This window comes from Streptomyces sp. NPDC052052, from assembly GCF_040680455.1.
Classification (GTDB): domain Bacteria; phylum Actinomycetota; class Actinomycetes; order Streptomycetales; family Streptomycetaceae; genus Streptomyces.
Window position 1 is genome coordinate 87,341 of record NZ_JBFAWU010000002.1, and the last position, 25,985, is coordinate 113,325.

Below are 25,985 nucleotides of genomic sequence, written 5' to 3' on the forward strand. Positions count from 1 at the left end.
GCTTCGAAGAAATCGCAGCCCTGGCTCAGGAGATCGGCCCTCGCCTGTCTCCCGCCACATGGCTCACGACCTGTTGCGGACTTCGCATCGGGGAATCCTTGGGAGTGTTCACCGAAGACGTTCACGGCGGCACCCTGCGAATAAGGAGGGAGGTGATTCGCTACAAGGGGACCGATGGAAGGTGCACAGCCCGGTATGCCCCTTTGAAGCACCGAAAAGAAGGTGAGTGGCGCGATATACCCGTGCCCGCTTCCCTTCAGCCTTTCGTCGAAGGACTTCCGGTCCGCAACGCAAGCGGCGGCCTGCCTTACCCCGATCTCCTGCGTAAGTCGCGGGATCGGGCCATCAGGAGGCTCGGGCTACCCGAATACAACCCGCACGACGTGCGACACACATGGACCACCGTGACCTCGACGAGCGGCGTGTCCATCCACGAAAGTCTCTCGCCGACTCGGACATCGCTCGATCAAGGTCACGGTGGACCAGTACGGCCCCTTCACCCGGGACGGTCGGGAACGCTGCCGTCAGGTGGTGGAGGCGGCCGTGGCGCCGCACCTGCTCACAGCAGGCCGAACGACTTCAGGACCCGGCGCTGACTCGGCGTCGGGTGCGCCGGGAAGTACAGGTAGCAGACGCCGCCCGTACCGCTCCTGACCCTGCCGTTCGCGTCGTAGCGCTTGGTGCGGAGCCAGATGTTCTCCCACTCCTGGCGCTTGTAGACCCGGCGCACGGCGTCGTTGTTCGGCGAGGCCGGGTCGTTCGCGATCACATCGCCGTCCTCGGTGAACCCGATCACGGTCATCAGGTGGCCCGACGTCCCGTACCCGGCGCCGGTCAGCTCCTCCTTGAGGAAGGACTGCGACGTGATGGCCGGGATGCCCGCCCGGATCAGCGTCTCCAGGTCCGTCAGCGAGCTCAGCCGGGTCACCGCCGCGCTCAGCTCGTCGTACGTCGCGGCGTACGCGGCGTTGAACGGCCAGTTGCCGCAGCCCTCGTACTGGTAGTCATAGGTGGACCTGGCGGCGTGGCAGACCTGCGGGTCGGCCAGGGCGGGATCGACCCAGGCCAGGTCCTCGGCGCTGGGCTTGCGCCCCCAGTACTCGATGATCATCTGCGAGGAGGTGGGGCTGCACCAGGCCTCGCCGCCGTTGTCGTACTCCGGGTACTGGCCCACATGCACGTTCTGCGAGTACCGCGGCACCGGCAGCTCCCGAACGAGGCCGGGGGTGCTGGCGGGCACGGTGAAACGGGCCGGGATGTCGGACGCCATCGCGCCGACCCGCCAGACGGTGGGCGTGACGCGGGTGCCCTGGGTGCGGTGGAGGGTGAGCCGCAGCCGGTAGGAGACCAGCCGCAGCCCGCTCGCGGCGTCGTCCACGGAGAAGGTGTCGGTCCAGATGGAACTCTTGCCGTCGCCCTGGTCGTCGACGGACGTCCGGCGGATGTCCCCGTCGCCCGCGGCCCAGCGGCCCATCACGTACCAGGGCGTGGCGGTGTCGTCCGAATAGCTGCCCTGGAGCTCGATCTGGATCCAGGTGCCTGCCGGGGTGTCGGCGTTCCACGAGGCGATCACCTCGGTCGCCGGCACGGCGGACCGGTGGACCGGCGAGGTCCAGGTCGCGTACTCCCAGGTGGCGGTCTGGCCGGTGTGCGGGTCGGTGTAGTCGGTGACCCCCTCGGCGTGGCCGATCACCAGACCGGGCCGGCGGCCCGCGACGGCCCGGGTCCCGGCGCCGGAACCACAGCGCCAGTCGGTGTACGTGTGCCAGAAGTGGTTGTCCACCAGGGAGGCGGCTCCATCCGTGGCGGCGGAGCGCGGGGCGGCCGCCTCCGGAGCGGCGGACCGAGCGGCGGCGGTTGCGGAGTTGGCGGTGGACACCGTGCCGGCGGTGACAGCGGCCGCGATCGCGGCGTTCAGCACGGTCCTGCGCGAGGTCGGACTGTTCATGGGCAAAAGACCCCCGGTCGTCAGCGGAATGGGGCGGCAGGTGCACGACAGTGCGCCAACTATTACGGGTTGCGGCCCGATTCGGCCAGTGATTCGGGCCGCACCGGGGCAACCAATATTGGTCTGGTCCACTGGCGTGACCTGCGCTTCCCTCTCATCTGTCCATAAGCTGGGCACATGAACGACCTCTCGCCCCTCGCCGCCCGACTCCGCACCCTGGCGCCGTCCTGCGGACCGGTGCGGTTGATCGGCGTCGACGGTCACGCGGGGTCGGGGAAGAGCACCTTCGCGTCCCGTCTCGCGGCCGCGCTCGGCGATGCCCCCGTACTGCACCTCGACGACCTGGCCACCCACGCTTCCTTCTTCGCCTGGGTGGACCGGCTGCAGGCGCAGGTGATCGAGCCGATGTCGCGCGGCGAGTGCGCGCGTTACGCACCGTACGACTGGAGCACGCGGACGCTCGCGGCCCCGCGCAGCCTGGAGCCCGCACCGGTCGTCCTGATCGAGGGCGTCGGGGCGGGCCGTCGCGCACTGCGGCCGCATCTGGCCCGGCTGCTGTGGATGGACCTCGCCGCCGCGGAGTCCTGGGAGCGCGGCCGCCGCCGGGACGGACCGGCACTTTCCGCCTTCTGGGACGGGTGGACGGCGGCCGAGACGGAGCATTTCTCGGCCGATCCTTCGCGCCCTCACGCAGAAACTCTGATCCTGCAGGGGCCAGTGGGATACAAGTGGCTGGATAGGCCCGTCAAGGCAGCACGAGCGAACCATCTCGTCACGGAGAGTGAACACTTGGGCCGTCGTGATGAGTGATGAGAAAACGGCCCGGAAGTGCCCCAACTCCGCTTGACCCGGGGGCGGTACAGGTCTTACGTTCTCAATGTGCGGCTTTTCGAAGCCTCCACAAACACGAAGCCCCCGGTTGTTCCCCCGTGATCGGGGGCTTCGTTCTGCCCTCACTCCCGTTGCCCGTCACCTGTTCGACGGATTCCGCTCACCCTCGGTCACGGTCATCCTTCGGCCTGCGATCCTCTTAGTCGCGCACTCCCTGCGCAGGTACGATGCCTCCCGGTGCGGTCAAGTGCCGTGCGTGGCACGGCGATTCGGCATGCCTCGGCGGGCAGGCCGTGCGGCGCGACATCCTGGTGGCACGGTTTGTGGGGGACCAGATGGACATCGGCACACAGGGTGCGCAGGCCCCGGCCGACCTCGCCTGGCTGCGCGGCGTGGACGCCTACACGATGGGCGCCTACCCCCAGGCCGAGGAGGAGTTCCGGGCTGCGGTCCGGATCGATCCCGGCATGGCGGACGGCTGGCTCGGCCTCCACGCCCTCAGGGTCGACACCACGACGGCGCTGCTGCGCATGTACCGCCACCGTGAGCGCTTCGGTGAACAGCGCGCCCGCCATCGACGCACGCTCAACTCCTGGTACTGGCTCGGCTGGTGGGTGCAGCCGGTGCTGGAGAGCACACGCGACCTCCTGCTCGCGCACGCCTCGCACTGGCTGGACGGCCGCCATGTGCCCGAGCTGGACCGCGCGCTGGCCGGTCTGCCGCCGGTGGACACCGACCCGCAGGTGCGCTTTCTGCACGCCTGCCGCTCCTACCTGGTCAAGGACTGGGAACAGCTCGTCCGCAACACCGATCAGCTGATCGACGACCCGTTACTCGGTATCGAGGCGGGGCTGTTCGGCGGGATGGCGCGGGTTCGGCTGGAGATGTACGGCCAGGCGGAGCCCCTGCTCTCCGCCGCGCTGATGCGCTGCCGCAGCGAGCAGCCGCAGCGCAAGGAACTGCGCTACTGGCTGGCACGCGCCCATGAGGGAACCGGCCGCAGCGCGGCCGCCCTGCCGCTCTACCGTGCGGTGCACCGGATCGACCCGGCGTTCATGGACACCTCGGCCCGGCTCGCCGCGATCGCGGACTACGACGGTCTCGACGAGGGCGACGAGGCGATCGGCCTGACCACCGTGTCCCTGGGCGGGTTCGGCTCGGACACGGTGACGGAGGCGCAGCCGGACGGGGACGCGCCGGTCGGCACCGGGCTCGCGGACGGCCGGGAGCTGCGGCCGGGCGGCGAGACCCCGGGGCTCATGGGGATCGGGGTGCCGCCGTCCGGCGGGGCGCGGCGGAAGACCGCGGTGCCCGGCCAGCCGGTGGTCCCCTTCCCGGCCGGGCCCAGTGATCCGGTGCTGCTTGCCGAGGCGCTGACGGAGCTGGAGAGGATGGTCGGCCTGGAGCCCGTCAAACGCCAGGTCAAGGCCTTGTCCGCGCAGCTGAACATGGCACGGCTGCGGGCCGGCCAGGGGCTCCCGGTGCAGCCTCCGAAGCGCCATTTCGTCTTCTCCGGCCCTTCGGGCACCGGCAAGACCACGGTGGCCCGCATCCTCGGCCGGGTCTTCTACGCACTCGGTCTGCTGGGCGGCGACCATCTCGTCGAGGCGCAACGGGCGGACCTGGTCGGCGAGTTCCTCGGCCAGACGGCCGTCAAGGCCAATGAGCTGATCGACTCGGCGCTCGGCGGGGTCCTCTTCGTCGACGAGGCGTACAGCCTCTCCAACACCGGTTACAGCAAGGGGGACGCATACGGCGACGAGGCCCTCCAGGTCCTCCTCAAACGCGCGGAGGACAACCGGGACCATCTCGTCGTCATCCTCGCGGGCTACCCGGAGGGCATGGACCGGCTGCTGGCCACCAATCCGGGGCTCTCCTCACGCTTCACCACCCGGGTGGACTTCCCGAGCTACCGCCCGCCGGAGCTCACGGCCATCGGAGAGGTGCTGGCGGCGGAGAACGGCGATGCCTGGGACGAGGAGTCCCTGGAGGAGCTGCGCTCGATCAGCGGCCATGTGGTCGAACAGGGTTGGATCGACGAGCTGGGCAACGGGCGGTTCCTGCGCACCCTGTACGAGAAGAGCTGCGCCTACCGTGATCTGCGGCTCTCCGGCTGTACGGCCGTCCCGAGCCGGGACGATCTGGCCACGTTGCGGCTGCCGGACCTGATGCAGGCCTACGGCGAAGTGCTCTCCGGCCGCGGGCCGGTGGGCCGGGGGCCGCAGGAGCCGCCGCCCCTGTGAGAGCGGTCCGGACGGTCGGCCATACGGGCCGGGCCGGTCGGAGCGCGAAGGCCTGGGCCGGTCCGAGGAATCCCGCCGCGAGCGCGCGACGCCCTGCGGGCGCACGGCGGGATCCGTCGGACGCCCCCTGACCGACCGACTAACGGACCGACGCGGCGAGCTCGCCGTAGCCGGTCGTCGTCTCCGCCGTCCGGCGCGGTACCGAGACCCGGTGAGCCGGGTCGCGTACCTCACCGACCAGCATCTCCAGCACGTCCTCCATGGCGACCAGGCCCAGGATCCGGCCCGACGCGTCGGCGACCTGCGCCAGATGCGTGGCGGCGCGCCGCATCACGGTCAGGGCGTCGTCGAGGGGCAGTTCGGCCCGGACGGTCGCCATCGGGCGCCACACGTGCTGGGGAACGGCCCGCTCGCCGTCCTCCAGTTCGAGGACGTCCTTGACGTGCAGATAGCCCATGAACGGGCCGCCGCCCTCCGCGCACACGGGAAAGCGCGAGTAACCCGTCCGCACGGTCAGTTCCTCGATCCGGCGCGGGGTGACGGAGGGATCCACGGTCACCAGGGAGGCCCGCCTGAGCAGCACATCGGTGACGGGTCTGCTGCCCAGCTCCAGTGCGTCCTCCAGCCGTTCCTGCGCCTCCGGCTCCAGGAGTCCGGCCTGCCCGGAGTCCTCGACGAGCCGGTTGAGCTGTTCGCTGGTGATGACCGCCTCCACCTCGTCCTTCGGTTCGACGCCGAAGAGCCGGAGCACCGACCGGGCGCAGGCGCCCAGTGCGGAGGTGACCGGGCGGCAGACGCGGGCGAAGCCGACGAGGCCGGGGCCGAGCCAGAGCGCGGTCTTCTCCGGTGCGGCCATCGCGAGGTTCTTCGGGACCATCTCGCCGATCACGAGATGGAGGAAGACCACGAAGACGAGTGCCAGGACGTAGCCGAGCGGGTGGACGAGGCCGTCGGGCAGGTGGACCGCGTGGAAGACCGGCTCCAGGAGACGGGCGACGGTCGGCTCGGCGACGGCGCCGAGGGTCAGCGAGCAGACGGTGATGCCGAACTGGGCCGCGGCCATCATCCGCGGCAGGTGCTCCAGGCCGTACAGCGTGCGGCGGGCCCGGCTGGACCCGGCTGCCGCCAGGGGTTCGATCTGGCTGCGCCGTACGGAGACGAGGGCGAACTCGGCACCGACGAAGAGGCCGTTCGCCAGCACCAGAAGTGCGGCGAAGAGCAACTGGACCAGGCTCATCGCACGGCCTCCAGCGCGTCCCTCGTCATCGGTGTCCGGGTGAGGGGACCGGCCGCCTCGCCCGTGCGGACGAAGCGGACCTTCTCGGCACGGTAGTGACCGACCTGGCGGACGGAGATCCGCCATCCGGGCAGCTCGGCCCGGTCGCCGGGCGCGGGAATGCGTCCCAGCAGGTCGGCGACGAGGCCGGCCACGGTCTCGTACGGCCCGTCGGGTACGTCGAGTCCTATCCGGCGCAGGGTCAGGACGCGGCAGCTGCCGTCGGCGTCCCAGGCCGGGCGGCCGTCCTCGGGGGCGGCGGGGGTCGGTTCGGGCCGGTCGGCGCCTTCGACGGCGTCGTGCTCGTCCCTGACCTCGCCGACGAGCTCCTCGATGATGTCCTCCAGGGTGACGACTCCGGCGGTACCGCCGTACTCGTCGACGACCACGGCGATCGGCTGCTCGTTGCGCAGCCGCTGGAGCAGTTGTCCGACCGGCAGGGTCTCCGGCACCAGGAGGGGCGGTATGGCGATCCGGCCGGCCGAGGTGCGCAGCCGGTCCTCCGCGGGCACGGCGAGCGCGTCCTTGAGGTGGATCATGCCGACGACCTCGTCGATGCGCTCCCGGTACACGGGGAAGCGGGAGAGGCCGGTGGCACGGGTGAGGTTGAGGACGTCCTGAGCGGTTGCCGAGGACTGGAGGGCGCTGACCCTGACCCGTGGGGTCATGACGTGCTGTGCGGTGAGTCCGGCCAGTGACAGGGTCCGCACGAAGAGATCCGCGGTGTCCTGCTCCAGGGTGCCGGCCTCGGCCGAGTGGCGGGCCAGGGAGACGAGTTCGCCGGGGGTCCGGGCGGAGGCCAGTTCGTCGGTGGGTTCGACGCCCAGCAGGCGTACCAGGCGGTTGGCGACGGTGTTCAGCAGGCTGATCACCGGCCGGAGCGCGGCGGAGAACCGGTGCTGGGGACCGGCAACGAAGCGGGCGACCTCCAGCGGGCGGGAGACCGCCCAGTTCTTCGGCACGAGTTCACCGATCACCATCTGGACGGCCGAGGCCACCGTCATCCCGATCACCACGCTGATGCCGGACACGACGCCGTCGGGCAGACCGATCGCGGCGAGGGGGCCGTTCAGCAACTGGGCGAGCGCCGGTTCGGCGAGCATGCCGACGACCAGTGAGGTGATGGTGATGCCCAGCTGGGTGCCGGAGAGCTGGAAGGAGAGTTCCCTGAGGGCTTCGACGACGGTGCGGGCCCGCCGGTCGCCCTCGGCTGCGGCGCGCTCGGCGTCCGGCCGCTCCACCGTGACGAGCCCGAACTCGGCTGCCACGAAGAATCCGTTGGCGAGGATGAGAAGGAATGCTGCGCTCAGAAGCAGCAGGGGGATGGTCATGCCGCCGCCTCCTGGGCAGGGGCGGCGCAGGTACTACCGGACGATCCGTCCATTGCTGGAAGGAGTCACTCCTCGGGTCGCAGGAAGGCCCCGCCGGCCTGATGAGCCTCTCGTGCGGGGCGGGGCGTACAGAACACCACCGTCCTCCAGAGTAATCAAGAACGCACCGTACGGGGCAGGGGGCTCAGCCGTTGTCCCGGCCCGTGCCGTGGTCCTCGACCAGGATGCGGAGCGCACCGGCGTCGCGAATGGCCTGCTGCTTGCCGATCCCCGGCTGGATACCGAGGGCGGGCATGCTGGTCCCGTCGCTCAGGTCGAGAAAGACCCACGGGTCGCCGACGCGCAGGTTGACCCGGAGGATCTCGGCCCAGGAGAGCCGGCGTGTCCGGGTGAGATTGACCACCGTCACCCCGTCCTCGGTCGCGACCACCTTCGGGCGGCTGAGCAGCGCGAGCACGCCGAAGAACAACAGCGCGGTGAAGATGAAGCTGGACCGCTCCCCCGCGCTCAGCTGCTCCAGGCTCAGCGCGATGACGGTGATGACGACGAACATCGCCGCCCCCACGGTCAGCAGCACCACCCGGGTTCGGGTCGGACGGAACGTGACCGGGAGCGCGGGGAGTTCGGGCCGCGCGGCGGGGGCGGACATGGCGTTCTTCTGTCTTCCGGGTGATGCCGGGCCGTCAGAGGCGGCAGGCGTGGATGGCGGTGGTGAGGATGGCGCGGGCGCCGAGGTCGTAGAGATCGTCCATGATCCGCTGGGCCTCGCGGGCCTCGACCATGGAACGGACCGCGACCCAGCCCTCGTGGTGCAGTGGGGAGACGGTCGGCGATTCCAGGCCCGGGGTGAGGGCGACCGCGCGTTCCAGGTGCTCGACGCGGCAGTCGTAGTCCATCATCACGTAGCTGCGAGCGACCAGGACGCCCTGCAGGCGGCGGAGGAACTGCTGCACCTTGGGATCGTCGTCCGGTGCGCCGGTGCGGCGGATGACGACGGCTTCGGACGTCATGATCGGCTCGCCGATCACTTCGAGTCCGGCGTTGCGCAGGCTGGTGCCGGTCTCCACGACGTCGGCGATGATCTGGGCGACACCGAGTTCGATGGCGGTCTCGACCGCGCCGTCGAGGTGGACGACGGAGGCGTTGACGCCGGAGTCGGCGAGGTGCTTGGCGACGATGCCCTCGTAGGAGGTGGCGATCGTCCTGCCGTCGAAGTCCTGCGGCCCCTGCGCCGTGCCGGGCTTGGTGGCGTAGCGGAACGTGGAGCGGGCGAAGCCGAGCTGCAGGATCTCCTCGGCGTCGGCGCCGGAGTCCAGCAGCAGGTCACGGCCGGTGATGCCGATGTCGAGGCGGCCGGAGCTGACGTAGATCGCGATGTCCCGCGGCCTCAGGTAGAAGAACTCGACCTCGTTCTCGGGGTCGACGAGGACGAGTTCCTTGGACTCCTTGCGCTGTTGGTAGCCGGCCTCATGGAGCATCGCCATCGCAGGCCCGGAGAGTGAACCCTTGTTGGGGACGGCGATGCGCAGCATGAACTCAGGTTTCCTTTGCGAGGAGGGATCGTGTCGGGTGTGCGGGCCTGCGGCCGGCTACGGGGTGCTCGGGTCGGGCTCAGAGGTGGGCGTAGACGTCCTCGAGAGAGATCCCGCGGGCGACCATCATCACCTGGACGTGGTACAGCAGCTGGGAGATCTCCTCGGCGGCGGCGTCCTTGCTCTCGTGCTCGGCGGCCATCCAGACTTCGGCGGCCTCCTCGACGACCTTCTTGCCGATGGCATGGACCCCCTTGTCCACCAGCTCTGCGGTGCGGGAGGTGGAGGGGTCGCCGTTGGCGGCCTTGAGCTGCAGCTCGGCGAAGAGCTCTTCGAAGGTTTTGTTCGCCATGATGGTCCCTAGACTACGGGGTCCGAGACCCTCGTTCAGCGCCAGGGCTCGCTGACGGTGCGCAGGGTGGCGGCGGTGGCGACGGCGGCGGTGACCGCTTCGTACCCCTTGTCCTCGTTGGCCCCCTCCCGACCGGACCGGTCCAGCGCCTGCTCCTCGTTATCGCACGTGAGTACGCCGAAGCCGATCGGGACCCCGGTGTCGACGGCGACCTGGGTCAGGCCGTTGGTGACGCCCTGGGAGACGTACTCGAAGTGCGGGGTGCCGCCGCGGATGATCACGCCGAGGGCGACGACCGCGTCGTAGCCGCGGCCGGCCAGGACCTTGGCGACGACGGGGAGCTCGAAGCTGCCGGGTACGCGCAGCAGGGTGGGCTCGTCGATGCCCAGCTCGTTCAGGGCGCGCAGGGCGCCGTCGACGAGGCCGTCCATGATCTTCTCGTGCCACTGGGCGGCGACGACCGCCACGCGCAGGTCACCGCAGTTGCGTACGGACAGTTCGGGTGCGCCCTTGCCACTCATGGTTCTCCTACCGCTCGTTTCGGTGGTCGTTCACTGGTTGCCGCAGGTCGGCGCCGTGGCGGCGTCGAGCCACGGAAGGTCGTGCCCCATGCGGTCGCGCTTGGTGCGCAGGTACCGCAGGTTGTGTTCGCCCGGTTGGACGGGCATCGGCTCGCGGCCGGTGACGGCCAGACCGTGCCGCTGGACCGCGGCCGTCTTGTCGGGGTTGTTCGTCATCAGTCGCAGACTGTGGACGCCGAGGTCCTTGAGGATCTGGGCGCCGGCCGCGTAGTCCCGGGCGTCGGCGGGCAGGCCGAGCTCCAGGTTGGCGTCGAGCGTGTCGATGCCGCGCTCCTGGAGTTCGTAGGCACGCAGCTTGGACAGCAGGCCGATGCCGCGGCCCTCGTGGCCGCGCAGGTACACGACGACACCGCGACCCTCCTCGGTGATCCGGCGCATGGAGGCGTGCAGCTGGGGGCCGCAGTCGCAGCGCTGCGACTGGAAGATGTCACCGGTCAGGCACTCGGAGTGGACCCGGACCAGTATGTCGTCGCCGTCCCCGATGTCGCCGTGAACGAGTGCGACATGTTCGACGCCGTCGGCGGTGGAACGGTAGCCGTACGCGGTGAACGTGCCGAAGCCCGTCGGCAGCCGCACCTCGGCCTCACGGCGGACGGTCGGCTCCGAGGTGCGGCGGTAGGCGACCAGATCCTCGATGGAGATGATCGTGAGGCCGTGCTTGCGGGCGAACGGAACCAGCTCGGGCAGCCGCAGCATCACACCGTCCTCGCCGGCGATCTCGACGATCGCCCCGGCGGGCCGCAGCCCCGCGAGCCGGGCGAGGTCGACCGCGGCCTCGGTGTGGCCGTTGCGCACCAGCACCCCACCGGGGCGGGCGCGGAGCGGGAAGACGTGGCCGGGCCGTACGAAGTCACCGGGTCCGGCCTCGCCGCCGGCCAGCAGCCGGAGCGTGGTGGCCCGGTCCGAGGCGGAGATGCCGGTGGTCACGCCGTGGGCCGCCGACGCGTCGACGGAGACGGTGAACGCGGTGCGCATCGACTCGGTGTTGTGGTCGACCATCTGCGGGAGTTCGAGCCGTTCCAGCTCGTCGCTCTCCATGGGTGCGCAGATCAGACCACGGCACTCGCTCATCATGAACGCGACGATCTCGGGGGTGACCTTCTCCGCCGCGACGACGAGGTCGCCCTCGTTCTCCCGGTCCTCGTCGTCGACGACCACCACGGGCCGTCCGGCGGCGATGTCGCGGATCGCCTGCTCGACGGGGTCGAGGCCCAGGTCCTCGACGGGGATCTCGTGCTCCCGGTGCAGCCAGGTGGGCTGGGCAGTCATGCCGTGGCTCCTTCCAGAGCGGGTGTCCGCGAACGCAGCCACCAGTCGCGCATGCCCCACAGGACGAGGGCGCCGTAGACGACGTAGATGAGACCGGAGAAGGCGAGACCGCTGTGGAAGTTCAGCGGCACACCGACCAGGTCGACGAGGAGCCAGGCGAACCAGAACTCGACCATGCCGCGGGCCTGGGCGAGCATCGCCACGAGCGTGCCCGCGAAGATGTACGCGTCCGCCCACGGGCTCCAGGAGAGGGAGGGGAACGCGGTGAACAGGCCACCGACCGCGAGTGTGCCGACCGCGGCGCCGCCCAGCAGGTAACCGCGTTCGCGCCAGGTGGCGAACCGTACGGCGAGGGAGCCGTCCTGGGCCTGCCGCTTGCCCCGGGTCCACTGCTGCCAGCCCCATACGGCCACGGCGATGACCACGAGCTGCTTGCCCACGCTTCCCGCCTGGTGCACCGACGCGTTGGCGGCGACCAGCACGACACCGGACAGGAGCTGGGCGGGCCAGGTCCAGATCGAACGGAGCCAGCCCAGGGCCAGTGCGAAGAGACCGACCGTGTTGCCGATCATGTCGGACCAGATGATGTGCTGCCCGAGGACGGTGAACGCCTCGGAGTTCAGCCAGTTCAGCGCGGTCACTTCACCGGCTCCTCGGGCTCCTGCGCGGTGGTGCCGAGCAGCCGCTCGACGTACTTCGCGATGACGTCCACCTCCAGGTTGACCGGGTCGCCGGGCTTCTTGATGCCGAGCGTGGTCAGCGCGAGGGTGGTGGGGATGAGGCTGATGGTGAAGTAGTCGGGTCCGGCGTCCACGACGGTCAGGCTGACGCCGTCGACGGTGATCGACCCCTTCTCCACCACGTAGCGGGACAGGTCCGCGGGCAGGGAGATCTTCACGATCTCCCAGTTCTCGGAGACCTTGCGCTCGACGATGTGGCCGGTGCCGTCGACGTGGCCCTGGACGATGTGGCCGCCGAGCCGGCCGCCGACCGCCATGGGGCGCTCCAGGTTGACCCGGGAACCGACCGACAGGGCGCCGAGGCTGGACCGGTTCAGTGTCTCGGCCATCACATCGGCGGTGAACTCGTGCTCGGCGAAATCGACGACGGTGAGGCAGACGCCGTTGACGGCGATGGAGTCGCCGTGCTTGGCGCCTTCGGTGACGAGGGGACCGCGCAGGCGGAAGCGGGAGGCGTCGCCGAGTTTCTCGACAGCGGTGACTTCGCCCAGTTCTTCGACAATTCCGGTGAACACTCAGTTTTCCTTCCGGACGGGGCCGGGGACGGCGGTGATACGCAGATCGGGGCCGATACGGACGGTCTCGGTCACGTCGAGCCGCAAGGCCTGGGCCATGGTGGAGATTCCGGCGTCGGCGAGGGCCGCGGGGCCCGCACCGAGGAGCACGGGGGCGAGATAGCCGACGACCTTGTCGACCTGTCCCGCCGCGACGAAGGCCCCGGCCAGGGTCGGGCCGCCTTCGAGGAGCACGGAACGGACGCCCCGCCCGTACAGGGCGGTGAGCAGTGCGGGGATGTCCAGGCCGCGGCCGGTCGTGGCGCGCGGCAGCCGCAGGACGGCGGCCTCGGGGAGATGGCGGGCGTCGGCGTCGTCGGCGACGGCGATCAGGGTGGGAGCGGTGCCGTCGAGGACTCGGGCTCCGGGGCGCACGGCGGTGGCGTCGGTGTCGACGACGACCCGCAGGGGCTGGACGGCGCCTTCGACGCCCCGGGCACCGAGCTGCGGGTCGTCGGTGCGGGCAGTGCCGGAGCCGACCACGACGGCGTCGGCCTGGGCGCGCAGCCGGTGGACGTCGGCGCGGGACTCGGCGGAGGTGATCCAGCGGCTGCTGGCGTCGGCGGCGGCGATCCGGCCGTCGAGCGTCGCGGCATACTTCCACAGCACGTAGGGGCGGCCCAGACGCACCGAGGTCAGCCAGGCCGCGTTGCCGGCCTCGGCCTCGTCCGCCAGGAGGCCCTGTTCGGCCTCGACCCCGGCCGCGCGCAGGGTGTCCGCGCCTCCGGTGGCCTGTGGGTTCGGGTCGCCGACCGCATAGACGACCCGGGTGACACCGGCCTCGACGAGCGCCTGTGCGCAGGGGCCGGTGCGGCCGGTGTGGTTGCAGGGTTCGAGAGTGACGTAGGCGGTGCCGCCCCGGGCCCGGTCGCCCGCGGCGCGCAGGGCGTGGATCTCGGCGTGCGGCCCGCCGGCGCGCTGGTGGAACCCCTCGCCGACCTGCCGGCCCGTGGCGTCGAGGATGACGCAGCCGACGACCGGGTTGGGGCTGGTGGAGCCGAGACCGCGCGCTGCGAGCGTGATCGCTCGGCGCATGGCGGTGATGTCGGCTGCGGTGGCCACCGGGTCCTCCTGCCTCTTCGGGCACGGACTCCGGGGCCTGTCGATGACGACAGATCGAGCGGGAACGCAACGGGGGGAACGCCGAAAGGTCGGACCCACGGATGGATCGGTCGCCCGATGACCATCCGCCGACGGCGGCGTACCCGCGAAACGGCCCGCCGCGCACTGCCTCCCATCCGGACTTTAACCGTCGGTCCAGGAATCCCACCTGGTCAACCGGCCGCTGGATGCGGACGGGTCGCGGACTATAACCGCCGGTTCGGAATTGCACCGACCCCGGAGTGCGCTGCTGCTGGTACACGCCCAGTGTGCCATGCCCGCGCAAGGGCCATTCGGGCGAGCACCTGTGGGGTGGCTCACAGGCGGGCCGGGCGGGATCCGCGCGGACCGGCCGAAGCGGGGCCGCGACCGGGCAGTCGCACCCCGGACCAACCTTAAAGGTCCAGACCTATTGACGCAGTGGTCTAGTCCTTTTAATCTCTGCGTCACCTCCGAGGAGCGGTCCCGCGGTGTGCGCACGCCCGGGACATCAACACGACCACCCGTCCTGCCCGTTGTGTTCTGCCGAACCTCCCTTGGAGGAACCGAACGTGCTGTCCCGCACCCGTGCGAGAGCCACCCTGCTCACGGCCGCCGTGGCCGTCGCCGGCCTGCTCATGGGCTCGCTCGCCGCCACCCCGTCGGCCGCCGCCGACCAGGAGTCCTGTCGCCCCGACGGGCTCTACGAGACACCCGGTACCGCCGTCCCCTACTGCTCCGTCTACGACACCGAGGGCCGCGAGAAGATGGGCGCCGACCACCAGCGGCGCGTCATCGGATACTTCACCAACTGGCGGACCGGGAAGGACGGCAAGCCCGCCTATCTCGCCTCCGACATCCCCTGGGACAAGGTCACCCATCTGAATTACGCGTTCGCCCACGTCGACGCGGACAACAAGATCTCCGTGGGCGCCGACGGCCCGGACAACGCCTCGACCGGCATGACCTGGCCGGGCATCGCGGGCGCGGAGATGGACCCGGCCCTCCCCTATCAGGGACATTTCAACCTGCTCAGCAAGTTCAAGAAGAAGTACCCGAACGTGAAGACCATGGTGTCGGTCGGCGGCTGGGCCGAGACCGGCGGCTACTTCGACGACAGCGGCCAGAGGGTCGACTCGGGCGGCTTCTACTCGATGGCGACCAACGCCGACGGCTCCGTCAACCAGGCGGGCATCAACACCTTCGCCGACTCGACGGTCGCCTTCATCAAGAAGTACGGATTCAACGGCGTCGACATCGACTACGAGTACCCGACGACCATGAAGGACGCGGGCAACCCGCTGGACTGGACGCTGTCCAACGCCCGCCGCGCCGGCCTGGTCAAGGGCTACGCCGCGCTGATGAAGGCCCTGCGCGAGAAGCTCGACCGTGCGTCCGCCGCCGACGGCACCCACTATCTGCTGAGCGTCGCCGCGCCCTCGTCGGGTTATCTGCTGCGCGGCATGGAGACCTTCCAGGTCCAGAAGTACCTCGACTACGTCAACATCATGTCCTACGACCTGCACGGGGCCTGGAACGAGTACGTCGGGCCGAACGCCGCGCTCTACGACGACGGCAAGGACGCCGAACTCGCCCAGGCGAGCGTCTACTCGACCTCGCAGTACGGCGGGACGGGCTATCTCAACACCGACTGGGCCTACCACTACTTCCGCGGTTCGATGCCGTCCGGGCGGATCAACATCGGCCTGCCGTACTACACCCGCGGCTTCAAGAACGTGCAGGGCGGCACGGACGGCCTGTGGGGGCGGGCCGCCACCACCGACTGCCCGGCCGGCGCGGGGCTGACGAAGTGCGGTGACGGCGCCGTCGGCATCGACAACCTCTGGCACGACCTGGACGCCAACGGCAAGGAGTCGCCCGCAGGTTCGAACCCGATGTGGCATGCGAAGAACCTGGAGAAGGGCATCGTCGGCGACTACGTCACCGACTACGGATTCGCCGCCGACACCGAGCTGACCGGCACCTACGTCCGCAAGTACGACTCGACGCTGGTCGCACCCTGGCTGTGGAACGCGCAGAAGAAGGTCTTCCTCTCCACCGAGGACGAGCAGTCGGTGGCCGCGAAGGCGGCCTACGTGGTCGACAAGGGCATCGGCGGCACGATGATCTGGGAACTCGCGGGCGACTACGGCTGGAACGCGGCCAAGGGCCAGTACGAACCGGGCTCCACACTCACGTCGACGATGTACGACGCCTTCAAGTCGGCCGCCCCGTACGGCGCGAAGCGGTCCACCATCGATCTGCCCACCGAGACGCTCGACATCGACGTGTCGTTCGACCAGTTCCCGCTCGGCGACTCCAACTATCCGATCAGCCCCAAGCTGAAGATCACCAACAACACCGCGACAACCCTGCCCGGCGGTACCGAGTTCCAGTTCGACTACGCGACGTCGGCGCCCGCCAACGCCAAGGACCAGTCGGGCTTCGGCACGACGATCGTGCGCAGCGATCACACCGCCGCGAACAACATCGGCGGGCTGAAGGGCGACTACCACCGTGTCTCCCTGAAGCTGCCGAGCTGGCAGAGCCTGGCTCCCGGCGCCTCGGTCCAGGTGGACTTCGTCTACTACCTGCCTGTCTCCACGCCGTCGAACTGGACGGTGACCTTCGGCGGGAAGTCATACGCCCTCGCCGCCGATCTGGCGCGCGGCACCACACCGGTGGAGCCCGGTACGGGCACCTCGCCGTCGCCCGACCCGTCGACCAGCCCGAGCCCCGGCCCCACCGGCGGCAGCTGCACCGCTCCCGCCTGGAGCGCCACCGCCGAGTACGGCGGCGGTACGACGGTCAGCCACGGCTCGCACGAGTGGAAGGCCAAGTGGTGGACGAAGGGCGAGACGCCCGGCACCACCGGTGAGTGGGGTGTCTGGCAGGACCTCGGCGCCTGCTGACGCTCCCGCCGACCGCCCGGCGGTGACCGGTTCTCCCCCGGTCGCCGCCGGGCACGTCCATGGTGTGCCGCCGCCGGGCACGTCCATGGTGTGCCGCCGCCGGGCACGTCCATGGTGTGCCGGACACCGGCGCGGGGTCCGTGTGCGGCCCCGGTACATCGCGGGAGAGCCAGGTGTTCTGTCCAGGGATCCTCCCGCCGGGCGGTTCAGCCCGCCGGAGTGAACAGATCGTCCTGCGCCGCGTCCCGGGCGGCCAGCAGCGCGCCACGGAGCACCGCGCCGCCGCCCAGCCGGCCGGCCCTGACCTCGGTGCGCAGCGGTGACATCCCGGCCAGCCGCTCCTCGACCCGGGCCGCGAGCGCGTCGCCGCCCGCATGGCCCACCTCGCCCGCCAGCAGCACACAGCCGGGGTCGAGGACCGCGGTGACCGCGGCGGCGCCGAGCGCGATCCGTTCGGCGAGAGCGTCCAGGAACGCCTCGCTCTCCCCCTCCCCCGCCAGCGCCGCCCGGACCACTGCCGCGGCGCCCGGCTCCTTGTCCCCCTCGGCCGCGCCCGGCGGCACGGCGATGCCGTGGACGGCGGCCAGCTCGCAGACCGGTCCGGAGCCCACCAGCGAATGGAACCCGCCCTCGCAGTTGACGGCCGAGGGGGTGCCGCTCGTGCCGGGCACCGGCAGGAAGCCGATCTCGCCCGCTCCGCCCGAGACCCCGCGGCGGAGCTTCCCGTCCAGCATGACGGCGGCGCCGACACCATGGCCGAGCCAGAAGAGCACAAAGGTGTCGCGGTCGCGGGCCGCGCCGCCGCGGTGTTCGGCGACGGCGGCGAGATTGGTCTCGTTCTCGACCAGCACGGTCGCGGGCAGCCGCTGCTGGAGCACCCGCACCAGCCGCCGGTGCCAGGCCGGCAGCCCGGTGGTGTCGCGCAGTTCGCCGGTGACCGGGTCGATCAGACCGGGCGCGCCGATGCCGACGCTGTGGAGCGCGGCGCCCGCCTCGCGCGCGGTGCGTTCCAGCAGTGCGGCGGCCTGCTCGGCCGCGGCCTCGGTGCCGGTGTCACCGGCGATGGGCAGGGTGGCCTCGGCGAGCGTGGCGCCGAGGAGATCGGCGACGACCACGGCAACACTGCCGGTGCGTACGTCGAGCGCGGCCAGGTGGGCACGGTCGGCGGCGATCCCGTACAGCCGGGCGTTCGGGCCGCGGCGTTCGGCACCGGCCTCGCCGACCACCCGGATCAGACCGGCTCCCTGCAGCCGTTCGACGAGGTCGGCGACGGTGGGCCGGGAGAGACCGGTCCGGGTCTTCAACTGGGCGGCCGTCAGCGGGCCGTCCTGCTGGAGCAGTCGCAGGGCAAGCCGGTCGTTGATGGCCCGAGCGGTGCTCGGTGATGCGGGCATGCCGGGATCCTTCCAGATCGCTGCCGCACGGGATCAGAGGGTGGACTATTTATCAGGCAGGGTTCCTGATAGTTTACGGCCGCACCATGAGGCGGGCGCCGAACGCGCCGGTACCAGAGGATTTCCAGGGGAGGGCACGGCGGTATGACGACGGATTCCACAGGGACGGTCTTCGGCAGGGAGCAGGTGAGGCGAGCCCGGTTCGCCGTCGCCACGGTCTTCACCGTGCACGGCGCGGTGACCGGCAGTTTCGCCACCCGGGTGCCCTGGATCCAGGACCACGCCGGGGTCAGCGCGGGGCAGCTCGGGCTCGCCCTGGCCTTCCCCGCGATCGGCGCCTCGCTCGCGATGCCGCTGGCCGGTGCGGTCAGCCACCGCTTCGGCACCCGGACCGCGCTGCGCGGTCTGCTCGCCCTGTGGACCCTGGCACTCGTCCTGCCGGCGCTGGCACCCAACCTGCTGACGCTGTGCGCCGCGCTCTTCGTGTACGGGGCGTCGGCCGGCATGTCGGACGTGGCGATGAACGCCCTCGGTGTCGAAGTGGAGAACCGCCTCGACAAGTCGATCATGTCCGGGCTGCACGGAATGTGGAGCGTGGGTGCCCTGATCGGTTCCGCGGCGGGCACGGTGGCCGCGCATCTGGGCGCCGACGCCCGGCTGCACCACTCCCTCGCCGCCCTCACCCTCACCGTGCTCGGCCTGCTCGCCTGCCAGGGCGTACTGGACCTGCGCAGCGAGCCGGACGAGGAGCCGCCGCCGCGCTTCACACTGCCGCCCAGGTCGGCGCTGATCATCGGCGCGGTGGGATTCTGCGCCGTGTTCGCTGAGGGCGCCAGCCTCGACTGGTCGGCCGTCTATCTGCGGGACGTCATGGACACCTCCGCCGGGCTCGCCGCGGCGTCCACGACGGCGTTCACGCTCACCATGGCGGTGGCCCGGATCGCCGGCGACAAGGTCGTCGACCGCTTCGGCGCGGTCCGCACCGTACGGGTCGGCGGCATCCTCGCCACGGTCGGCGGGCTCCTCGTGGTCGCGTCACCGAACGCGGTGCTGTCGATGTGCGGCTTCGGATTCCTCGGTCTCGGGATCGCCGTGGTCGTCCCGCTCGCCTTCGCGGCGGCCGGACGCAGCGGCCCGAACCCGAGCCGGGCGATCGCCGGCGTCGCCACCATCACCTACACCTCCGGGCTCATCGCCCCGTCCGCGATCGGCTCACTGGCCGAGGCGACCTCGCTGGTCGTGTCGTTCGGTCTGGTGACGGTGCTGGCGTTCGGCCTGGTCGTGGGCGCCGGAGTGCTGCGCGCGGCCGACCGCAAGGCCGCGCCGTCCCCGGGCGCCGCCACCCCGAGCGCGGCGGCGGCCGAGCCACGCCCCTGAGCCGGCGGCCGGGCGCCGCGGTATGCGCGCTCTCCCACCGCTGACCAGGGCGGGGTGCTGACCACAAGATCGCGCCCACGGTCCCGCCCCCGGGCGCGGCGCGCTCCGGCATTACCATGGCTCCGAACATTTCTGCGGTGTGCGCCGGGCCCGTCGAGGCACGCGACTCCGCACCTACCCTCAGGGAGCGACCATGGGCCTCGGCGTGCGCTGGACCTTGCACGGCGACGGAAAGACCCCCGCCCCAGGGGCCGTGGTCCGGCCGGACGAACGGCTCTCCTGGCCCCGTACCTTCGGACTTGGCGCCCAGCACGTGGTCGCGATGTTCGGTGCGTCGTTCGTCGCCCCGGTGCTGATGGGCCTGGACCCGAACCTGGCGATCATGATGTCGGGTGTCGCGACAGCCATCTTCCTGCTGGCCACCCGCGGCAAGGTGCCCAGCTACCTGGGCTGTTCGCTCTCGTTCGTCGGGGTCGCCGCGACGATCCGGGCGAGCGGCGGCAGCAGCGCCGTGGTCACCGGTGCGGTGTTCGTGGTCGGCGTGGCGCTGTTCCTCGTCGGTCTGGTGGTGCAGCGGTTCGGCGCGCGCATCATCCATGCGGCGATGCCTCCGGTGGTCACCGGCGCCGTCGTCATGCTGATCGGCTTCAACCTGGCCCCGGTGACGGCGTCCACGTACTGGCCGCAGGACCAGTGGACGGCACTGCTGGTGATGCTGTTCACCGGGCTGGCCGTGGTGTGCCTGCGCGGGTTCTTCTCGCGTATCGCGATCTTCCTCGGCCTGGTGTTCGGGTACGTGCTCTCCTGGGTCCTCGACCGGGTCCTCGGCAAGATCCACTCCCCCATGGGCGGCGCCGAGGCCGTCGATCACTGGCGACTCGATCTGTCGGGCGTCGGCAAGGCCGACTGGATCGGTCTCCCCTCCTTCCACGCACCGAGCTTCGAGTGGTCGGCGATCCTGGTCGCCCTGCCGGTGGTCATCGCGCTGATCGCGGAGAACGCCGGACATGTGAAGGCCGTCGGCGAGATGACCGGCGCCTCGCTGGACGACAAGCTGGGCACCGCGATCGCGGCCGACGGTGCCGCGTCGATGCTGTCGACCGCGGTGGGTGGTCCGCCGAACACCACGTACTCGGAGAACATCGGAGTCATGGCCGCCACCCGGGTCTACTCCACCGCCGCGTACTGGGCCGCGGCCTGCTTCGCGCTGCTCTTCGGGCTCTGCCCCAAGTTCGGTGCGGTCGTGGCCGCCGTTCCCGGCGGTGTGCTCGGCGGCATCACCGTGATCCTCTACGGCATGATCGGGCTCCTCGGCGCCCAGATCTGGCTGCACGCCAAGGTCGACCTGCGCAACCCGCTGAACCTCGTCCCGGCCGCGGCGGGCATCATCATCGGTGTCGGCGGGGTCGGTCTGAAGATCACCGACACCTTCGAGCTGAGCGGTATCGCGCTGGGCACGATCGTGGTGATCACCGGCTACCACGTCCTGCGAGCTTTCGCCCCGGCGCATCTCAAGGGCCAGGAGCCCCTGCTGGACTCGGGGACGTCGGCCTACGGCGAGACGGCACCGGCGGACAAGCCGTAGTACGAGCGGCGATCCCGTACCGCGCGGCCCCGGCCGGTCCCTGGGACCGGCCGGGGCCGCGCGGCTCAGTCCTCCGGAAGCTCGACCGGGGCGATGGCGTCGAAGACATCGCCGGGACCGGGGTTGGCCGCATCGGTCGCGCCGCCGAACTGGGCCATCACACCCCACACCGCGTTGAGCGCGGTCTGTACGGCGCCCTCGGCCCATCCGGCCGTCCAGGAGATGTCGTCGCCCGCCAGGAACAGACCCCGCCGGTCGGCGGGCAGCCGGTCCTGCATGAAGTGGGTGAACAGCCGCCGCTGGTAACGGTAGTGGCCGGGCAGATTGGCCTTGAAGGCCCCCATGAACCAGGGTTCGTTCTCCCACGAGACCGTCACCGGGTTGCCGATGATGTGCTTCCGGATGTCGACGTCCGGATAGATCTCGCCGAGCGATTTGAGCATGACGTCCATGCGCTCGTTCGCACTGAGCGGCAGCCACTTCAGACTGTCGTCGCACCAGGTGTACGAGAGGCAGATGACGGCGGGCCGGTCGGGGCCGTCGTCCAGCAGATACGTCCCCCGGGTCATCCGGTCGGTGAGCGTCATCGACATGGTGTCCCGCCCGGTCGGCACGCCCCGGTCGTCGACGGCCTCGTCCAGCCAGAACGGCCGGTCGACGGGGACGAAGAGCTTGGACGACTCCATGTAGTGGGTACGCTCCATCGCCGTCCAGTGGTCGATCGGGAAGAGCGCCTCATCGCAGTCGATCTTCGAGAGCAGCAGCCAGGACTGCCCGGTGAAGATCACGGCGGAATAGGTGCGGATGTCACCGGTGGCGTCGGTGACGGTGATCCGGTTCCCGGCGGTGCGGTGCAGCCGGGTCACGGCGGGGCGCGGCCGGCCGTCGTGCAGCGAGGACAGGGACGTACCGAGCGGCCAGTGGACCATCTTCCGCGGTTCGCGGTCCCAGAGGCGCAGCGGAAGTTGCTGGCTGCCGCCGACGATGCCCCGGTGGTGGTCGTCCGCCTCGGTGTAGACGACGCGCAGGATCTCCAGGATGGAGTTGGGGAAGTCGGTGTCCCAGCCGCCGGTGCCGAAGCCGACCTGGCCGAAGATCTCACGGTGACGGAAGGACGTGAAGGCGTCGGAGTCGCAGAGGAAGCCGTAGAAGGTCTGGTTGTCGAGCTTGCGGACCAGCTTCGCCCAGATCTCCCGGATGCGCGGCACGTCGCGCTCGCGCATCGCGCGGTTCATGTCGGAGAAGTCCGCGCCCTCCTCCAGGCACCGGTTCCAGGCGTCCATCACATCGCGATAGACCTGTGGCAGGTCGGCGATGGTCCGCGCGTAGTGCGACTCGCCCTTGAGGTCGACGACGGTCGACGGGGTGGCCGGTGAGAGCGGGTTGGGGAACGGCCTGGTCTCCAGACCGACCAGATCGATGTAGTGCTGGAGTGCGGTGGAGGACGGCGGGAAGCGCATCGCGCCCATCTCCGCGGTGAGCTGCGGGTCGCAGCCGTCGAATCCGACGGTGCGCAGCCGGCCGCCGATCTCGTCCGCTTCGTACACAACCGGCTTGAGCCCCATCTTCATGAGCTCGTACGCGGCGACGATGCCGGAGAGCCCGCCGCCGATGACGGCGACCTCGGTGCCGTGCGCGGTCGCCGGTATCTGCCCGATCCCCGCGGGGTGCGCGAGGTAGTCGTCGTACGCATAGGGGAAGTCCGGTCCGAACATGGTGATGGGCTCGGCCGCGTCGGTGTGCTGTACGGCGTTGGGCACCGTGGACGTCATGGGGTACGGACTCCTTGCACGAAAACAGGAAAACGAGGAAACGAGGAAGGGGCGGAGCGGGGGCGGCGGGCTCAGAGCAGGGAGCCGTACAGACCGGCGCGGCGGTCGTCCAGATACGGGTTGGCGGCACGCGAGGCGCTCAGGAGCAGGAGGTCGACCTCACCGGTGACCAGTTCCTCACCGCGCCCGGCGCGGGTCCGGACGGTGCCGTCCGGGCCGGCCAGGCAGCTCAGCCCGACGAACTCGAACTCGCCTTCCGGACCGGTCCTGTTGACGTACGCGACATACATCTGGTTCTCGAAGGCGCGGACCGGTACGACGGACTCGGCGACGAACTGGAAGGGGTGCATCTGCGCGGTGGGAACCAGCAGCAGGTCGGTTCCCGCGAGGGCGTGTGCGCGGACGTTCTCCGGGAACTCGACGTCGTAGCAGATCATGATCCCGACGCGTACGCCGTCCAGTTCGGCCTGGACGACGGTCTGCTCGCCCGGGGTGAACCACTCCCGCTCGAAGCATCCGAAGAGATGGGTCTTGCGGTAGTTCGCGAGCGCCACCCCGTCGGGTCCGATGAGCTGCGCGGCGTTGAAGATCCGCTCTCCCGCGCGTTCCGGGTAGCCGTACAGGACCGCGAGCCCGCGCCGTGCGGCGATCTCGGCGACGGCCCCGGCCGAGGGCCCGTCGGCCGGTTCGGCCAGCGCGGGCACCTCGGCCCCGATCGCGTACCCGGTCAGGAACAGCTCGGGGCAGACCAGCAGCCGGGCTCCGTCCTGCGCCGCTCGCGCCGCGGCCCGTTCGAGGACCTCGATGTTCTCAGCCACCTGCCCGGGACGCCCCGAACTCTGGAGCAGGGCGGTACGCAAGGGGGGCATGGTTGACCTCGGGCGGTGCGGCGGGGCGGGACGCATTGACGGTACGGTCCGCCGATCAGCCCGGACAAGACGCGAGCGTTGCGCGTGTACCGTCGATCCGTTGCGCGCCAAAGGGCCGAGGCGGCGATTCATTGCGCGCCGCGTCCTCGCAGGCCACCGGGGTGATCGGGGTCTCGTCCAACCCCCCGTCCGCGCGCCCCGGGCGGGCCCGTGGTGTGCCCTATTCCGGCGCCCCCGACCCGTACCGTCGCAACAGCGGCGACAGCACCAGCACGGACTTGGTCCGCTCCACATACGGCTCGCCCGCGATCCGTTCGAGCACCTGCTCGAAGTGGCGCATGTCCGCTGCGAAGACCTGCACGAGGGCGTCGGCCTCCCCCGTCACCGTGGAGGCCGACGCGATCTCCGGAAAGCGTGCCAGCCCCTCCTTGATCACCTCCGGCGAGGTGTTGCGGCTGCAGTGGACCTCGATGAACCCCTCGGTCTCCCACCCGAGCGCCGCCGGATCCACGCGCACCGTGAAACCGGTGATCGCACCCTCGGCGCGCAGCCGGTCCACGCGACGTTTCACGGCGGGCGCGGACAGACCGATGAGCGCGCCGATGTCCGCGTAGGAGCGCCGGGCATCCTCGGCGAGGGCGTGGACGATGCGTTCGTCGAGGTCGTTCAGGCGCACGTCGGACGGTTCACTTCTCTGTGATGGTCTGCTTCGGGGGCGGCGCGGGCCGCCCCCGAAGTAGACCACGCGCCGCCTCGCCCGGCGCGCCCACCTCGTCCGGCGAGCGGTCAGAACGGGAACTGCGAGCGGCCGTGCTGCACCGAGATCCACTTCTGGGTGGTGAAGGCCTCGATCATCGAGTCGCCGTTCAGCCGGCCGAGGCCGGAGCTCTTCTCGCCGCCGAACGGGACGACGGGCTCGTCGTGGACCGTGCCGTCGTTGATGTGGATCATGCCGGTGTGGATGCGCTGCCCGACGCGCACACCGCGCTCGATGTTGCCGGTGTGCACCGCACCGCTCAGACCGTACGGGGTGTCGTTGGCGATACGGACCGCCTCCTCCTCGCCGTCGAACGGCACGATGAGCGCCACCGGTCCGAAGATCTCCTGGGAGAGCACGGGAGAGTCGGCGGCCAGGCCGGTCAGCACGGAGGGGCTCACCAGATTGCCCTCGGTGCCGCCGTGCAGCAGAGCCGTCGCACCGGCCTCGACGGTCTGCTCGACGAGCGAGGAAATGGCCTCGGCCTGCGAGGAGTTGATCAGCGGCCCGATCTGGGTCTCGGGGTCGGCCGGGTCGCCGACCCGCAGCGAGGCGACCTTGGCGACGAACTTCTCGGTGAACTCCTTCTCCACCGCCCGGTCGACCAGGATCCGGTTCGCGGCCATGCAGACCTGGCCCTGGTGCACGTACCGGCTGAAGACCGCCGCGTCGACGGCGTAGTCCAGGTCGGCGTCGTCGAGGACGATGAACGCACTGTTGCCACCGAGTTCGAGCACGGCATGCTTGAGGTTCGCCGCGCACACGGTGGCGACGTGCCGTCCCACCTTGTCCGAGCCGGTGAAGGAGATCACCTGCGGAATGGGGTGCTCCAGCAGGGCGTCACCGATCTCGGCGATGTCGGTGACCACGACGTTCAGGAGTCCGGCCGGCAGCCCTGCCTCCTCGAACACCTTCGCCACCAGCGTGCCGCCGCAGATCGGGGTGTTCTGGTGCGGCTTGAGCACCACACCGTTGCCCAGCGCGAGGGCGGGGGCGACCGACTTCAGCGACAGCAGAAACGGGAAGTTGAAGGGGCTGATGACACCGACGACACCGACCGGCACCCGGTAGACACGGTTCTCCTTGCCCTCGGTCGGCGACGGCAGGATCTGCCCGGTGGGGCGCAGCGCGAGGTGCACCGACTCCCGGAGGAACTCCTTGGCGAGGTGCAGCTCGAAGGCCGCCTTCAGCCGGGTGCCGCCCAGCTCCGCCACGATCGCGTCGCCGATCTCGCTCTCGCGCTCCTCGACGATGCGCAGCGCCCGCTCCAGCACCAGCCGTCGGGCATACGGGTTGGTCTCACCCCAGGCCTGCTGGGCGGCTTCGGCGGCCCGGTACGCCTGGTCCACCTCGTCGGCCGTCGCGACCGTGATCGAGGCGAGCTTCTCCCCGCTGTACGGATTGAAGTCGATGATGTCCCAGGAGCCCTTGCCCGGCCTCCACTCTCCGTCGATGTACTGATGGGCCAAGTCGGTGAAGAAGGACATGAGATCCCTTACCACAGAGGGGCGGGTAGTTGATTGGCCTTCATATTACTTACAAACCAACGACGTTGGAGCGGATCACGGGTTTTCCGAACGCC

The 25,985-nt window shown here is 70.4% G+C and carries 21 protein-coding genes and 1 riboswitch; of the genes, 5 read left to right on the forward strand and 16 right to left on the reverse strand.

The features are described from left to right. Positions 1–559: 559 nt before the first annotated feature. A complete protein-coding gene (locus AB0L71_RS02275) occupies positions 560–1,948 on the reverse strand; it encodes a peptidase C39 family protein (RefSeq protein ID WP_365236929.1) in 1,389 nt (462 codons plus the stop codon). Between the two features lie 177 nt (positions 1,949–2,125). Here AB0L71_RS02275 and AB0L71_RS02280 point away from each other — a divergent pair, with 177 nt between their 5' ends. Then, the gene (locus AB0L71_RS02280; RefSeq protein ID WP_365236931.1) at positions 2,126–2,758 is read left to right on the forward strand and encodes a hypothetical protein; all 633 of its coding nucleotides are present in this window, start codon (positions 2,126–2,128) and stop codon (positions 2,756–2,758) included. 356 nt (positions 2,759–3,114) lie between these two features. After that, complete coding sequence (locus AB0L71_RS02285; protein ID WP_365236933.1) at positions 3,115–5,022, forward strand: AAA family ATPase; 1,908 nt, start codon at positions 3,115–3,117, stop codon at positions 5,020–5,022. Positions 5,023–5,161: 139 nt separating this feature from the next. On the opposite strand, the gene AB0L71_RS02290 is transcribed toward AB0L71_RS02285, so the two are convergent. The 10 genes from AB0L71_RS02290 to ribD form a co-directional block, all read right to left on the reverse strand. Continuing rightward, positions 5,162–6,259, reverse strand: coding sequence for a hemolysin family protein (locus tag AB0L71_RS02290; protein ID WP_365236935.1), 1,098 nt, complete (start codon positions 6,257–6,259; stop codon positions 5,162–5,164). Continuing rightward, positions 6,256–7,629, reverse strand: coding sequence for a hemolysin family protein (locus AB0L71_RS02295; protein WP_365236937.1), 1,374 nt, complete (start codon positions 7,627–7,629; stop codon positions 6,256–6,258). Before AB0L71_RS02295 ends, AB0L71_RS02290 begins: the two co-directional genes overlap by 4 nt. Positions 7,630–7,813: 184 nt before the next feature. Beyond that, on the reverse strand, positions 7,814–8,278 hold the full coding sequence (locus AB0L71_RS02300; protein WP_365236939.1) for a PH domain-containing protein: 465 nt from the start codon (positions 8,276–8,278) through the stop codon (positions 7,814–7,816). Positions 8,279–8,312: 34 nt separating this feature from the next. Then, complete coding sequence (gene hisG, locus AB0L71_RS02305; RefSeq protein ID WP_365236941.1) at positions 8,313–9,161, reverse strand: ATP phosphoribosyltransferase; 849 nt, start codon at positions 9,159–9,161, stop codon at positions 8,313–8,315. A gap of 79 nt (positions 9,162–9,240) precedes the next feature. Beyond that, a complete protein-coding gene (locus AB0L71_RS02310) occupies positions 9,241–9,513 on the reverse strand; it encodes a phosphoribosyl-ATP diphosphatase (RefSeq protein ID WP_365236943.1) in 273 nt (90 codons plus the stop codon). Between the two features lie 35 nt (positions 9,514–9,548). Then, a complete protein-coding gene (ribH, locus tag AB0L71_RS02315) occupies positions 9,549–10,034 on the reverse strand; it encodes a 6,7-dimethyl-8-ribityllumazine synthase (protein ID WP_365236945.1) in 486 nt (161 codons plus the stop codon). Positions 10,035–10,064: 30 nt separating this feature from the next. Continuing rightward, positions 10,065–11,363 (reverse strand): bifunctional 3,4-dihydroxy-2-butanone-4-phosphate synthase/GTP cyclohydrolase II, encoded by a 1,299-nt coding sequence (locus tag AB0L71_RS02320; protein ID WP_365236947.1) that lies wholly within the window; start codon positions 11,361–11,363, stop codon positions 10,065–10,067. Continuing rightward, complete coding sequence (locus AB0L71_RS02325) at positions 11,360–12,004, reverse strand: nicotinamide mononucleotide transporter family protein (RefSeq protein ID WP_365236949.1); 645 nt, start codon at positions 12,002–12,004, stop codon at positions 11,360–11,362. The genes AB0L71_RS02320 and AB0L71_RS02325 overlap by 4 nt, the downstream gene beginning before the upstream one ends. After that, positions 12,001–12,618, reverse strand: a complete 618-nt coding sequence (locus tag AB0L71_RS02330; RefSeq protein ID WP_365236951.1) for a riboflavin synthase — start codon at positions 12,616–12,618, stop codon at positions 12,001–12,003. Before AB0L71_RS02330 ends, AB0L71_RS02325 begins: the two co-directional genes overlap by 4 nt. Beyond that, positions 12,619–13,719: a bifunctional diaminohydroxyphosphoribosylaminopyrimidine deaminase/5-amino-6-(5-phosphoribosylamino)uracil reductase RibD gene (gene ribD / locus AB0L71_RS02335; protein ID WP_365236953.1), complete on the reverse strand. Its 1,101-nt coding sequence runs from the start codon at positions 13,717–13,719 to the stop codon at positions 12,619–12,621. A 158-nt stretch (positions 13,720–13,877) separates the two neighbouring features. After that, positions 13,878–14,008, reverse strand: a riboswitch (FMN riboswitch). A gap of 301 nt (positions 14,009–14,309) precedes the next feature. Here ribD and AB0L71_RS02340 point away from each other — a divergent pair. After that, on the forward strand, positions 14,310–16,649 hold the full coding sequence (locus AB0L71_RS02340) for a chitinase C-terminal domain-containing protein (protein ID WP_365236955.1): 2,340 nt from the start codon (positions 14,310–14,312) through the stop codon (positions 16,647–16,649). A gap of 206 nt (positions 16,650–16,855) precedes the next feature. Here the strand turns inward: AB0L71_RS02340 and AB0L71_RS02345 are convergent, their stop codons facing one another. Beyond that, positions 16,856–18,043 carry an ROK family transcriptional regulator gene (locus AB0L71_RS02345; RefSeq protein WP_365236957.1) on the reverse strand — a complete coding sequence of 396 codons (1,188 nt, stop codon included), beginning with the start codon at positions 18,041–18,043 and terminating at the stop codon, positions 16,856–16,858. Positions 18,044–18,187: 144 nt separating this feature from the next. Here AB0L71_RS02345 and AB0L71_RS02350 point away from each other — a divergent pair, with 144 nt between their 5' ends. Together AB0L71_RS02350 and AB0L71_RS02355 are read left to right on the forward strand one after the other, a co-directional pair. Then, a complete protein-coding gene (locus AB0L71_RS02350) occupies positions 18,188–19,420 on the forward strand; it encodes an MFS transporter (protein WP_365236959.1) in 1,233 nt (410 codons plus the stop codon). Positions 19,421–19,613: 193 nt separating this feature from the next. Next, a complete protein-coding gene (locus tag AB0L71_RS02355; protein WP_365236961.1) occupies positions 19,614–21,005 on the forward strand; it encodes a solute carrier family 23 protein in 1,392 nt (463 codons plus the stop codon). 65 nt (positions 21,006–21,070) lie between these two features. Here AB0L71_RS02355 and AB0L71_RS02360 read toward each other — a convergent pair whose 3' ends face one another. The 4 genes from AB0L71_RS02360 to AB0L71_RS02375 all read right to left on the reverse strand — a co-directional run bounded on the left by AB0L71_RS02360 (position 21,071) and on the right by AB0L71_RS02375 (position 25,890). After that, positions 21,071–22,777, reverse strand: a complete 1,707-nt coding sequence (locus AB0L71_RS02360; protein ID WP_365236963.1) for an NAD(P)/FAD-dependent oxidoreductase — start codon at positions 22,775–22,777, stop codon at positions 21,071–21,073. Between the two features lie 71 nt (positions 22,778–22,848). Then, positions 22,849–23,646, reverse strand: a complete 798-nt coding sequence (locus tag AB0L71_RS02365) for a carbon-nitrogen hydrolase family protein (protein ID WP_365236965.1) — start codon at positions 23,644–23,646, stop codon at positions 22,849–22,851. Positions 23,647–23,866: 220 nt separating this feature from the next. After that, positions 23,867–24,322, reverse strand: a complete 456-nt coding sequence (locus AB0L71_RS02370; protein WP_365236967.1) for an Lrp/AsnC family transcriptional regulator — start codon at positions 24,320–24,322, stop codon at positions 23,867–23,869. Positions 24,323–24,432: 110 nt separating this feature from the next. Next, entirely contained in the window at positions 24,433–25,890 is a 1,458-nt protein-coding gene (locus AB0L71_RS02375) for an aldehyde dehydrogenase family protein (protein WP_365236969.1), read from the reverse strand. Positions 25,891–25,985 lie beyond the last annotated feature (95 nt).